At 69.3% G+C, this 12,238-nt stretch carries 12 protein-coding genes; 5 read left to right on the plus strand and 7 right to left on the minus strand.

Annotation, left to right across the window (positions count from 1 at the left end; genetic code table 11):
* Positions 1-161: 161 nt before the first annotated feature.
* Positions 162-923: a glucose 1-dehydrogenase gene (locus FHU35_RS09170; protein WP_145738097.1), complete on the plus strand. Its 762-nt coding sequence runs from the start codon at positions 162-164 to the stop codon at positions 921-923.
* Between the two features lie 98 nt (positions 924-1,021).
* Positions 1,022-2,020: an ABC transporter ATP-binding protein gene (locus tag FHU35_RS09175; protein ID WP_145738098.1), complete on the plus strand. Its 999-nt coding sequence runs from the start codon at positions 1,022-1,024 to the stop codon at positions 2,018-2,020.
* Here FHU35_RS09175 and FHU35_RS09180 read toward each other — a convergent pair.
* From FHU35_RS09180 to FHU35_RS09210, 7 genes are all read right to left on the minus strand, one after another.
* Positions 1,986-2,555 carry a TetR/AcrR family transcriptional regulator gene (locus FHU35_RS09180; protein WP_145738099.1) on the minus strand — a complete coding sequence of 190 codons (570 nt, stop codon included), beginning with the start codon at positions 2,553-2,555 and terminating at the stop codon, positions 1,986-1,988. The two genes, FHU35_RS09175 and FHU35_RS09180, sit on opposite strands and share 35 nt — an antisense overlap.
* Before the next feature lie 154 nt (positions 2,556-2,709).
* On the minus strand, positions 2,710-3,285 hold the full coding sequence (gene kstR, locus FHU35_RS09185) for a cholesterol catabolism transcriptional regulator KstR (RefSeq protein WP_425474117.1): 576 nt from the start codon (positions 3,283-3,285) through the stop codon (positions 2,710-2,712).
* A 156-nt stretch (positions 3,286-3,441) separates the two neighbouring features.
* On the minus strand, positions 3,442-3,741 hold the full coding sequence (locus FHU35_RS09190; protein WP_145738101.1) for a hypothetical protein: 300 nt from the start codon (positions 3,739-3,741) through the stop codon (positions 3,442-3,444).
* A complete protein-coding gene (locus FHU35_RS09195) occupies positions 3,738-4,895 on the minus strand; it encodes a 3-ketosteroid-9-alpha-monooxygenase, oxygenase component (protein ID WP_145738102.1) in 1,158 nt (385 codons plus the stop codon). Before FHU35_RS09195 ends, FHU35_RS09190 begins: the two co-directional genes overlap by 4 nt.
* A 104-nt stretch (positions 4,896-4,999) precedes the next feature.
* Positions 5,000-6,577 (minus strand): long-chain-fatty-acid--CoA ligase, encoded by a 1,578-nt coding sequence (locus FHU35_RS09200; protein ID WP_145738103.1) that lies wholly within the window; start codon positions 6,575-6,577, stop codon positions 5,000-5,002.
* An 8-nt stretch (positions 6,578-6,585) separates the two neighbouring features.
* Entirely contained in the window at positions 6,586-7,674 is a 1,089-nt protein-coding gene (locus FHU35_RS09205) for an acyl-CoA dehydrogenase family protein (RefSeq protein WP_145738104.1), read from the minus strand.
* Positions 7,675-7,774: 100 nt separating this feature from the next.
* Positions 7,775-8,950 (minus strand): acyl-CoA dehydrogenase family protein, encoded by a 1,176-nt coding sequence (locus FHU35_RS09210; protein WP_145738105.1) that lies wholly within the window; start codon positions 8,948-8,950, stop codon positions 7,775-7,777.
* Between the two features lie 417 nt (positions 8,951-9,367).
* On the opposite strand from FHU35_RS09210, the gene FHU35_RS09215 reads away from it, so the two are divergent.
* The 3 genes from FHU35_RS09215 to FHU35_RS09225 all read left to right on the plus strand — a co-directional run bounded on the left by FHU35_RS09215 (position 9,368) and on the right by FHU35_RS09225 (position 12,238).
* The gene (locus FHU35_RS09215) at positions 9,368-10,462 is read left to right on the plus strand and encodes a Zn-dependent alcohol dehydrogenase (protein ID WP_145738106.1); all 1,095 of its coding nucleotides are present in this window, start codon (positions 9,368-9,370) and stop codon (positions 10,460-10,462) included.
* A gap of 7 nt (positions 10,463-10,469) precedes the next feature.
* Entirely contained in the window at positions 10,470-11,354 is an 885-nt protein-coding gene (locus FHU35_RS09220) for a 3-oxoacyl-ACP reductase (RefSeq protein ID WP_145738107.1), read from the plus strand.
* 101 nt (positions 11,355-11,455) lie between these two features.
* Positions 11,456-12,238, plus strand: coding sequence for an MlaE family ABC transporter permease (locus FHU35_RS09225; protein WP_145738108.1), 783 nt, complete (start codon positions 11,456-11,458; stop codon positions 12,236-12,238).

The raw sequence follows: 12,238 nt of genomic DNA on the forward strand, positions 1-12,238 counted from the left end.
CGCTAGTACGGCTCGGCTTCCTCCGGCAAGTCTCCCTGGGGGAAGAATCGAGAACAAGTTCATCCGCCTATGCCGCAGAGCTGCGCGGAGGGTTCCCAATTACCGAGAACGTGTTCTAGTCTCGTGAGCGAAGAGGTTCGGTTCGGCAGGGAGGGCGGCGAATGGGACGGCTCGCGGGAAAGGTCGCGCTGGTCACCGGCGCGGCACGAGGGCAGGGCGCAGCCATCGCGCGCGGCTTCGTCACCGAAGGCGCTTCGGTGGTCATCGGCGACATCCTCGACGCTCCGGGCAAGGAACTCGCCGAGGAGCTCGGCGATTCCGCGAGCTACGTGCACCTCGACGTCTCCGACGAGGAGGACTGGAGCGCGGCGGTCGACCACGCCACCGAGCGCTTCGGTCAGCTCGACATCCTGGTCAACAACGCGGGCGTGCTGATGTTCTCCGCGCTGGAGGAGACCTCGCTGGCCGACTACGAGCGCATCGTGCGGGTCAACCAGTTCGGCACCTTCCTCGGGATGCGCGCCGCCGCACCGGCGCTCGCCGCTGCCGGCGAAGGCTCGATCGTCAACTTCTCCTCGGTGGAAGGCCTGGGCGGGATGCCGCAGCTGGTCGCCTACACCGCCAGCAAGTTCGCCATCCGCGGCATGACCAAGGCCGCCGCCATGGAGCTCGGGCCGCGCAACATCCGCGTCAACTCCGTGCACCCCGGCATGTTCGACACCGGCATGACCCGGGAGTTCACCGGCGAGGACACCGACCTCAGCCCGATCGGCGACATGGTCCCGCTCGGCCGCATCGGTCAGCCCGAGGACATCGTCGGTCTCGTCGTGTTCCTCGCGGGCGAGGAGAGCCGCTACTGCACCGGAGCCGAGTTCGTGGCCGACGGCGGAGCCACGGCCACGCACGCCTACTACCGCCGCTGACAACGCTCTTCGGCGATCTCGGCACGACCCGGTGCGCCCGTCCCGCGTGGAGTGCGCGCGCACCGCTGCGACAGCGACGTCGACGTGAGGAGCGCGGTGTGGGAGCTGAAATCGTGATCGAGGGGCTGAGCAAGTCCTTCGGACCGCAGACCATCTGGCGGGACGTGGGTTTCACGCTCCCGCCGGGTGAGGTCTCGGCGCTGCTGGGGCCTTCGGGAACCGGCAAGTCCGTCTTCCTGAAGTCGATGATCGGGCTGCTCAAGCCGGAGAACGGGCGATGCCTGGTCAACGGCGTGGACATCTGCACCTGCAGCGAGAGCGAGCTCTACGAGATCCGCAAGCTCTTCGGCGTGCTGTTCCAGGACGGGGCGCTGTTCGGGTCGATGGACCTGTTCGACAACGTCGCCTTCCCGCTGCGCGAGCACACCCGCAAGACCGAGGCGGAGATCCGCCGGATCGTGCTCGAGCGCATGGAGATGGTCGGCCTGTCCGGGGCCGAGGACAAGCTGCCGGGGGAGATCTCCGGCGGGATGCGCAAGCGGGCGGGCCTGGCCCGCGCCCTGGTGCTGGACCCGCAGGTCATCCTCTGCGACGAGCCGGACTCGGGGCTGGACCCCGTGCGCACGGCCTTCCTCTCGCAGCTGCTCATCGACATCAACGCGCACCTGGACGCGACGATCCTGATCGTCACCCACAACATCAACCTGGCGCGCACGGTGCCGGACAACCTCGGGATGCTCTTCCGCCGCGAGCTCGTCCTGTTCGGGCCCCGGGAAGTGCTGCTCACCAGCGAGGACCCGGTGGTCGCGCAGTTCCTCAGCGGCGACAAGACCGGCCCGATCGGCATGAGCGAGGAGAAGGACCAGGCGAGCCTCGACCGCGAGCGGGAAGGGCTCGCCAGCGGCCGGATCGCCGCCGAGGACCGCGTGGTCGGCGTGCCGCCCCAGCTGCCCGCGACCGCAGGGCTGCCGGAACGTCAGGCCGTGCAGCGCCGGAAGAACCGGGTCATGGGCATGATCGACCAGCTGCCGACCGCGGCCCGCACCAGCGTGCTGCGCAGCCTCAACGATCAGCCTGCGGCAGCACGCGATCGGTGATCCCCGCCAGGTGCGAGGCCATCTGATCCATCGGCAGGTAACCGCTGCCCGCCAGCACCAGTGAGCCGACGAACGCGGTCATCACCGCTTCCCGCGCCGACGGATCTGCCTCGCCGACCGCGTCGGTCAGTCGCCGGTAGACCTCCTGGCCGATCTCGTCGCGCAGGCGCTTGACCTCCTGCTGGTCGGCCAGCAGCGCCGTGGTGCAGGCCTGCACCAGCGCTGGTTCGGCGGCCAGCATCCGCGCGATCGTGTCCACCACCTGCGCGACGTCCGCGCCGGGCTTGCCGGTCCGCGTCTCGCCGCTGGGCGGAAGGGCTTGGATCCGCTTCCAGAACACCGCTGTGACCAGGTGCTCCTTGGAGGAGAAGTAGGAGTAGGCGGTGGCGCGGGAGACCTCGGCCCGCTCGGCGACCGACCGCACGGTCATCGACCCGAAACCGCGGAACGCCAGCTCCTCGACCGTCGCGTCCAGCAGGCGGCGAACGGTTTCGGCGCGCCTGCCCTCGACGAACTGGCGAACGGGTTCGGTCATGCGCCGAGCCTAACGTCTGGAGGCCCAACGCGACCGCGCGGTGGATTCGCGTGCCGGTGGGAGGCGCGGAACTGTTCTGCGCGGCCCACCGATCCCTCGTCCGCGAACGTGATCGAGCAAGAAGAAAGGATAACGTGTTCTACGCCGGGTGAATTCATCGGACGAGTAGCCGGACCGTCAATTCAAGACGATTGGAGACATCGGTCGCCGAGGCTCGCCTGGTCACCCAGGCAACCAGGTTGGACAGCCAGACGTCACCGATCACCCGGGCCACCGCGACCTGCTCCTCGCTGGGGTCGCCCTCGCTCATGACCGCGATGAACATGGCCTCCATCATGCGGTTGGCGGTGTCGACCTCGGTCGCGGCCGAGGCGTCCGCCGACATCAGCGCGCGGGTGACGGCTTCCGAGAGGTTGGGGTTGCGCTGGAACGCCCGGGTGAGCCGGCTGAGCACGAACAGCAGCCGCTCGTAGGGGGAGTCTCCGCGAACCGGAGCGCGATCCAAGCGTTCCTGGATGCGTTCCAGCTCGCGGACCAGGCTCGAGACCAGCAGGTGGATCTTGGACGGGAAGTAGCGGTAGAGCGTGCCCAGCGCGACGTCGGCCCGCTCCGCCACGGCGCGCATCTGCACCGCGTCGAAACCGCCCTTGTCGGCCAGCGCCACCGTCGAGTCGAGGATCCGCTTGCGGCGGTCGCGCTGGGCCGTGGCCGTGAGCTCGTCGTCCGCCATCGCGTTGAGCGCGTTTCCACCATGGCCGTTTCGGTTGGCCGCAGAACCCATCGACGCAACGCCCCCTAGCGCATTCGCGGAAAGCGGATCACCGCCACCCGCAAGATCACATTAACACGGTGGATTCAAAAACCTGTTCCACCTTGTTTCGCTGAATCACCTGTCGCTGTCGGGGACTTCGATGAGGCCTTCGCTGATGGCGTGCTCGATGGTCGCTCGGAGCCGGGGGCAGGTGTCCACCAGCGCCGGGTGCTGGCCCTCGGCGATGCGCGCGGAGATCTCCGGGCACTCGTCGGTCGAGGTCGCCCACTGGATGCTGGTCTGCTCCGGGCTGTGCTTCTTGACCAGCACCCGGGCCCCGCACGTGGCGCAGGGCAGCGGGCGCAGGCCCCCCTCCAGGTAGCGCTGCTGATCGGCGGCGGTGCCGGCGGGGACGTCGGTGCGGGTGGCCGTCATGACTTGCCGACTTCCTCTGCTTCGCGACGTGCCAGGTTGTCCGCGACCTCCGCTTCCCAGGCCGCCACGGCGCGGGTGGTGTCCACTTCGAACTCGAAGCGGGCGGTGGTCTCCTCGCTGACGTCGGCGGCGTCCACGTAGAACTGGTCGTACCAGCGGCGGAGCTGGTAGACCGGACCGTCCTCCTCGACCAGCAGCGGGTTGTCGATCCGCGTCTTGTTCCGCCAGATCTCGACGTCCTGGAGGAACCCGACGCCGAAGGACTTGGCGAACTTGGCGGCCACCATGTCGGCCTGCTCGTCGTTGAGGCCGGGCAGCTTCTTGACCGAAACGCCCCACTGCAGAACGAAGCTCGTGGGGGAGACCGGGTAGTGGCAGTTGATCAGGATCGCGTCGATCGGCGTGCCCTTGTACTCGGTCCACAGGTGGTTGATCATGTACGACGGTCCGAAGTAGCTGGCCTCGGAGCGCAGGGCGGTTTCCTCGCCCGCGTAGTTGCCCTGCGAGCCGCCCACGTCGGGGCGCCCGCGCGAGCGCAGGTACTGGGTCGCGATGTGGCCTTCGAAGATGTTCTTGAAGTACGTCGGGAAGGCGAAGTGCACGTAGAAGAAGTGCGCCATGTCCACGACGTTGTCGATGATCTCGCGGCAGTTGGCGTTCGCGATCGTCTCGCGGTCCCAGGTCCAGTTCGACCACTCGTCGGTGAAGACCTCGTCGATCCGCGGGATCGTGACCTCCGGCGGAGGCGGGTTGCCTTCCGGGTCGTGGTAGATGAACAGCTGCTTGTTCTCCACCAGCGTGAGCCAGGACCTGGTCCGCGCGCGGCCGGGAACCCGCTTGGCGTAGGGGATCGAGGTGCAGCGGCCGTTGCCGCCCCAGCGCCAGTCGTGGAAGGGGCAGGCCACCGAGTCGCCCTTGACCTCGCCCTGGGTCAGGTCGCCGCCCATGTGCCTGCAGTAGCCGTCGAGCACGTGCAGGTCGCCCTTGCTGTCGGCGAAGACCACCAGCTTGGTGTCGAACGCGTGCACCGCGTGCGGCTTGCCGTCCTGGAACTCCTCGACGGGGCCCAGGCAGTGCCACCCTCGGGCGAACCGCTGTGGCGGGGCACCGGCATCGATCGTGCGCACCCCGTGCTCACGTTCCGTCCCGCTCATCGTGTCCCTCCATAGGTCAAGTTATGTATGTGAAACAGGTTATAGGAATCGGGTGTGCAAACGCCATCGCGCAGCGTCGCCCGATCGGGAAAAATTAGAACAAGTTATAGATCGATCAGTTGGTAGGACTCGTCCCCGCGGCGCCAGACCGGGTCGGGTGTCCGGATCCCGCCGGCGGCCAGTTCGCGCTTGAGCACCTTGTGAGTGGAGGTGCGGGGCAGCTCGGAGACCAGCCGGACGTAGCTCGGCCACTGCTTGGGTCCCAGATCCGCTTGCGCCACGAGGAAGTTCCCGAGTGAAGCGGGCTCGAAGTCCGCGGTGGTGGTGATCGCGGCCATCACCGCGTCGCCGACCTCCGCGGGCACCGCGTAGACCGCCGCCTCGTGGATGTGCGGGTGACGCAGCAGGATTCGCTCGATCGGCGCGGTTCCCAGGTTCTCGCCGCCGACCCGGAGCCAGTCGCTCGAACGTCCCGCGAAGTAGCAGAACCCGTCGGCGTCGAGGTAACCGAGGTCGCCGCTCCAGTACATGCCCTCGCGCATCCGCTCGGCGTCGGCTTCGGGAGCGCCGTAGTAGCCGGCGAACCAGCCGGGACCGGTGGTGTTGACCAGCTCGCCGATCGCGGCGTCCCCGTTGAGCAGCCGCCCTGACTCGTCGAACTCCGCGGTCGCGCAGGGCTTCCCGGTGTCCGGGTCGAGCACCGCGACGCCGTCGGCGACCTTGCCGAGCGCGCCCGCCGGCGTGTCCGGCGTGCGGGTGACCGCGATACCGCCCTCGGAGGAGCCGAAGCCGTCGACGACGTGGCAGCCGAAGCGCTCGGCGAAGCGGGTGATGTCGCGCTGGTTGCCCTCGTTGCCGTAGACGATGCGCAGCGGGTTGTCCGCGTCATCGGGCTCCGGAGGCGTGGCCAGCACGTAGGAGAGCGGTGTTCCCACGTAGTTGGCGTAGGTCGCGCCGAATCGCCGCACGTCGGGCAGGAAGCCGGAGGCCGAGAACTTCGGACGCAGGGCCAGTGCCGCCCCCGCCGCCAGTCCGACCGACCACCCCGCCATCAGCGCGTTGGAGTGGAACATCGGCATCGAGATGTAGGCGACGTCCTGCCCGCCGAGCCCGAAGCGCTCGGCCAGCATCCGGCCGGGGAAGGCGATCTTGGCGTGCGTGCAGCGCACGGCCTTCGGATCGCCCCCGGTGCCCGAGGTGAACACCAGGACGAGCAGGTCGTCGCCGCTGGTGGGCGCCGGGTCCGGGGCCGCGCCCGCGTGCCGCCCGAGCTCCCGTTGCCAGGTCTCCGGTGTGAACACCTGGATCCCGTCGAGGTCCAGCTCCGCCAGCAGGTGGGCGTAGGAGGCGTCGGCGAGCACGATCCGGCAATCGGCCAGCCGGATGTCGCGCTCCAAGGCCGCGCCCCGCCGGGTCGGGTTGAGCCCGACCACCACCGAGCCCGACAGCGCGGCGCCGCCGAGCAGGAACGAGAACTCCGGAACGTTGTCCAGCAGCACGCCGATGTGCGGCGGCTCGCCTTCCGGCAGCAGCTCGCGCAGCAGCGCGGCGTGCTCCGCGCTGTGGCGCACGTGCTCGGCCCAGGTCCACTCGCGACCGTCTGCGCGCAGGCCGGGCCTATCGTCATCGGCCCTGGCCAGAAGCAGTTCGGTGACCGTCGGCATCACCTCGGGTCGTGACATCGCGGAGCTCATCGCGCGGCCAGCCCGGCGCCGATCCGACGCAGCTGGGCGCTCGCGCCTCCCAGCGCGAACTCGCCGCGCTTGGCCGCGACGAAGTAGCGGTGCAGCTCGTGGTCGACGTCGATGCCGACGCCGCCGTGCACGTGAACCGCGGTGTGCGCCAAGCGGTGCCCGGCTTCGGCGGCCCAGAACTTCGCGGTCGCGGCCTCTTCCGCGCAGGGGATGCCTTCGGAGGCCATCCAGGCGGCCTGCCACAGGGTCAGCCGGGCGGCCTCGACGTCGATGAAACCGTCCGCGAGACGCTGCGCGACGGCCTGGAAGGTGCCGATCGGGCGGCCGAACTGCACGCGTTCCCCGGCGTAGGCGCTGGTCCGCTCCAGGGCGCCGGAGAGCACTCCGACCTGCACCGCGCACACGCCGATGGTCGCCCGGACGACGAGCTGCTGCAGGGCGTCCGCGCCGAGAACGTCGGCATCGCTGACGCGCGCACCGGAGAGGGTCAGCCATCCCTCGCTGTCGCCGTCGACGATCTCCTGCCGCTGCATCTCCGCGCCTGCGGCGCCGGGCTCGACCAGGAAGATCCGGGGACCGTCCGGGGTGGCTGCCGGGACGAGCACGAGGTCGGCGAGGGGACCGGCGGGCACGGTGGCCTTCGTCCCGGTGAGCACCCACTGGTCGCCGTCGCGCTCCGCGCGCGTGGCGGGGGCCTCGGGCGCCGCTCCGCCGTCCTCGGCGAGCGCCGCGGTCAGCACGACGTCTCCGCGCGCGGCGGGTTCGACCCAGCGCCGCCGGTGCTCGTCGCTGCCGAACTCGGCCAGCGTGGTGGCTCCCATGGTGATGGAGGGCAGGTACGGCACCGGAGCCACCGCGCGGCCGATCTCCATCAGCACGCTGCACTGCTCGAGCAGTCCGAAACCGCCCTCGGGCAGGGCCGCGGTGAGCACATCGGCCTTGGCCAGCTCGTTCCACAGCGCTCGGTCGAAGCGGTCGTCCTGCGCGTCGATTTCGCGCAGTCGCTCGTTGGTGACCTTGTCACCGAGAATCCGCCCGACCAGACCGGCCAGATCCTGCTGGGCCTCGGTCAAGGTGAAGTCCATGTCGCCTCCTGGGAGGTGGTGGGGTGTGGGCGGTTCTGGTCCGAACTGACCGGGCACAACGGGCATCGATCATGGACGGTCGGACCAGGACCGCCCGGGATCAACGCTTCGCGGGGGGAAGTCCGAGGCCGACGGCGGCGATGATGTCGCGCTGCACCTCGTTGGTGCCGCCGCCGAAGGTGAGGATCAGCGCGGAGCGGTGCATCCGCTCGATCCGCCCGGCCAGCACCGAACCCCGGGAGCCGGAGCGGACGTAGGCGGCGGTGCCGAGCACCTCCATGAGCAGCCGGTAGGCCTCGGTGGCGAACTCGGTGCCGAAGACCTTCGTCGCCGACGCCGCGGCAGGCGCGGGGTGCTTCTCGGCCGTGGTGGCGATCTTCCAGTTCATCAGCTTCAGGAACTCGGCGCCCGCGTGCACCCGCGCGAGGTGCTGCTGCACCCACTCCTGGTCGATGACGCGCCGGCCATCGGACAGCCGGGTCTGCGCGGCCCAGTCCCGGACCTCCGACAGGGCCAGCTGCAGCGGAGCGGCGGAGGTCAGCGCGACGCGCTCGTGGTTGAGCTGGTTGGTCACCAGCGGCCAGCCCTCGTTCTCGGTCCCCACCAGCGACGACGTCGGAACCCGCACGTCGGAGTAGTAGGTGGCGCTGGTCGTCGGTCCGGACACGGTGTGCACGGGTGTCCAGGAGAAGCCGGGGGAGGAGGTCGGCACGACCAGCACGCTGAGCCCGCGGTGCTTGCGCGCCTCCAGATCGGTGCGGCAGGCCAGCCACACGTAGTCGGCGTACTGGATCAGGCTGGTCCACATCTTCTGGCCGTTGATCACGTAGTCGTCGCCGTCGCGCATCGCAGTGGTGCGCAGCGAGGCCAGGTCGGTGCCGGCTTCGGGCTCGGAGTAGCCGATCGAGAAGTGGATCTCGCCTGCGGCGATCTTGGGCAGGAAGTGGGACTTCTGCTCGTCGGTGCCGAACCGCATGATGGTCGGCGCGATGCTGTTGAGCGTCAGGAACGGGACCGGGGCACCGGCGATGGCCGCCTCGTCGGTGAAGATGAGCTGCTCGAGCATGCTGCGGTTCTGCCCGCCGTACTCCTCGGGCCAGCCCAGCGCCAACCAGCCGTCGGCGCCCATCTGCCGCACCAGGTGCTTGTAGGCGCCACCGTCGCCGTAGTCGCCCTGCGAGAGCTCTTCGCGCAGCTCGGGCGTCATCAGGCCGGCGAAGTAGGCGCGCAGCTCCTCCCGCAGTTTCTCGTGCTCGGGCGTGTAGGCGATGCGCATGCATCCTCCCCGGGGTGGCGTACGCGCTTGTGAAACAAGTTTCTAAAATCATAGCCCGCGGGGCGTGATTTGGTCGAGAGCATCAGGTCGTGCCGGGTCCGCGTAACGTGTAACACGTTCTAACATTGAGACCCTGCGGCTCGGCCTGCGTCCGAATGGAGCAGTGACCGGGGTCCGCGCTGTCTCGTTGAGACCGTGTGGTGCGCCATACGAGTGGCGCCAGTAACACGAAGAGGGTCGACCTGTCCGTTCAAGTAGAACGAGTTTTATCTACTCGTGTCCTGCTCCCCACCCGGTTTTCCTGCGATGTCGGCATATGCCGGGGCGGCACTTGATACTTATCGAGAACACATTCTAGTGTGTGGTGGCTAACATCCCCCGCATGGACGCGGGGCAGATCCGGTGAGGAGCGAGCCGGTGAAGGCAGCGGTGCTCAAGCAGATCGGCGACGCCGAGCTCGAAGTGCGCTCTGACGTCGCCACCACCGAGGTGGGCCCCGACGAGGTGCGCGTGCGCGTGAAGGCCTCGGGGATCTGCCACACGGATCTGTCCGCGATGAACGGCGGTTTGCCCGCGCTCGCTCCCGGGATCATGGGCCACGAAGGCGCAGGTGAGGTGGTCACCACCGGTGAGCGCGTCACTCATCTGCAGGCCGGGGATCGCGTCGTGCTCTCCTTCGTCCCGCCGTGCAGCCGCTGCGCGGCCTGCCTGGGCGGGCAGCCGTACCTGTGCGAGGTGCACGTGGTCGACTCCTTCGTCTCGCCGCGCTTCGCGGTCGCGGACGAACCGGCCTTCGGCTTCGCAGGCTGCGGCACCTTCGCCGAGGAGATGGTGGTCCCCGCCGAGGCCGCGGTGAAGGTCGACGACGACGTTCCCCACGAGATCGCCGCGCTGATCGCCTGCGGTGTGCTCACCGGGGTCGGCTCGGTGCTCAACACCGCGAAGGTCGAGCCCGGGTCCACCGTGGCCGTCATCGGCTGCGGGGGAGTGGGCATCTCGGTCATCCAGGGCGCCCGGATCGCCGGAGCCTCGCAGATCGTGGCGGTCGACCCGGTCGTCGCCAAGCACGACGCGGCTCTGCGCTTCGGCGCGACCCGCGCCACCACTCCTGACGGGCTGGCCGAGGTCAGCCGGGAAGTCACCGGTGGGCGCGGATTCGACTACGCCTTCGAGGTGGTCGGCCGGGCGGCGACCATCCGGGCGGCCTACGACGCCGCCCGCCGAGGTGGCACCGCTGTGATCGTCGGCGCGGGCAGCCAGGAGGAGAAGGTCGAGTTCTCCGCCCAGGAGCTGTTCGTCAACGAGCGGAACATCGTCCCCTCCTTCTACGGCTCCGCCGATCCGCGCCGGGACACCGGCCGGATGGTCGCGCTGTGGCGGGCGGGATTGCTGGATCTGGAAGGCATGATCAGCCGGCGGTTGCCGCTGGCGGACATCAACGACGGACTGGCCGCACTGCGCAGCGGGGACAACGCTGTGGTGCGCCAGATCGTCACTTTCGACCAAGAGTGAGGCGCGCGTGTCGAGTGTGGACGGAAAGGTAGCGATCGTCACCGGAGCCGGTGCCGGACTGGGGCGGGCCGAAGCGCTCGCGCTGGCGCAGGCGGGGGCGAACGTCGTGGTCAACGACGTCAGCGATGCGGCGCACGACGTGGTCTCCGAGATCGAGTCGATCGGCACCAAGGCGGTCGCGGTCGTCGGCGACGTCTCGGACTCGGGTGTGTCCGCGGAGATGATGGCGGCCGCCACCGAACGTCTCGGCGGGCTGGACGTCGTGGTCAACAACGCCGGGCTGCTGCGCGACCGGATGCTGTTCAAGATGACCGACCAGGAGTGGGACGACGTGCTGCGGGTGCACCTGCGCGGCCACTTCCTGCTCTCGCGCAACGCGACCGCGCACTGGCGCCAGGAGCACAAGGACACCGGCAAGACCTACGGCAGCATCATCAACACCGCGTCGGAGGCCTTCCTGCTCGGTTCGGCGGGCCAGCCGAACTACGCGGCGGCCAAGGGCGGTATCGCCGCGCTCACCGTCTCCACCGCGCGCGCCATGTCGCGAATCGGCGTGCGCGCCAACGCGATCTGCCCGCGCGCCCGCACCGCGATGACCGAGCAGACCTTCGGCGATGCGCCGAGCGAGGGCGTCGACCCGATGTCGGTCGAGCACGTCGCGCCGCTGGTGGCCTACCTCGCCGGGCCGTCCGCGAAGGACATCAGCGGCCAGGTGTTCGTGGTGCACAGCGGCACCGTGGCGCTGCTGGCGCCGCCCACGATCGAGCAGAAGTTCGCTGCCAGCGGCGAACTCTGGACGCAGGAGGACCTGGAGAACGGCCTCGGCGCCTACTTCGCCGACCGCGATCCGGAGCGCTCCTTCGCCGCGAACGACGTGCTCTCGATTCCGTAACGCGCTGCGCTCTCCGCCACGCCGCGGGGAGGGCACGCGGTAGGCAGAACTTTCTCGTCAACGAGGCCGGGAGGAAAGATGGGTATCGAGGAGCGGCGGTCATGACCGCGCCGGTTGCCGGAATCTCGACGGCCCTCGGCCACGTGGGCAAGATCGCCACGTTGTCGTGGGACGTCGTGCGCCTCACCCCGCGTCGGCCCTTCGCGGTGCGCGAGTGGATCCAGCAGGCCTGGTTCTTCGCCAGCGTCACGATCTTGCCGACCGCCATGGTGGCGATCCCGTTCGGCGCGGTGATCGCCATGCAGCTGGGGTCGCTGACCCAGCAGATCGGCGCCCAGTCGTTCACCGGCGCGGCCAGCGCGCTGGCGATCCTGCAGCAGGCCAGCCCGCTGATCACCGCGCTGCTGGTGGCCGGCGCGGGCGGTTCGGCGGTGTGCGCCGACATCGGAGCCCGGTCCATCCGCGAGGAGATCGACGCGATGGAGGTCCTGGGGATCTCGCCGATCCACCGGCTGATCGTCCCCAGGGTCCTCGGCGCGGTTCTGGTCTCGCTCCTGCTCAACGGACTGGTCAGCGTCGTCGGGGTGCTCGGCGGCTACTTCTTCAACGTGGTCCTGCAGGGCGGGACGCCGGGCGCCTACCTGGCCAGCTTCAACGCGCTGGCCTCGCTGCCCGACATCTGGGTCAGCGAGGTCAAGGCCGCCATCTACGGTTTCGTCGCCGGAGTCGTCGCGGCGTACCGGGGACTCAACCCCACGGGCGGCCCGAAGGGCGTCGGTGACGCGGTCAACCAGGCCGTGGTGATCACCTTCCTGCTGCTGTTCATGATCAACCTGCTGGTCACCGGCATCTACCTGCAGCTCGTGCCGCCGAAGGGGTTGTGA

This window comes from Saccharopolyspora dendranthemae, assembly GCF_007829955.1.
Classification (GTDB): Bacteria; Actinomycetota; Actinomycetes; order Mycobacteriales; family Pseudonocardiaceae; genus Saccharopolyspora; species Saccharopolyspora dendranthemae.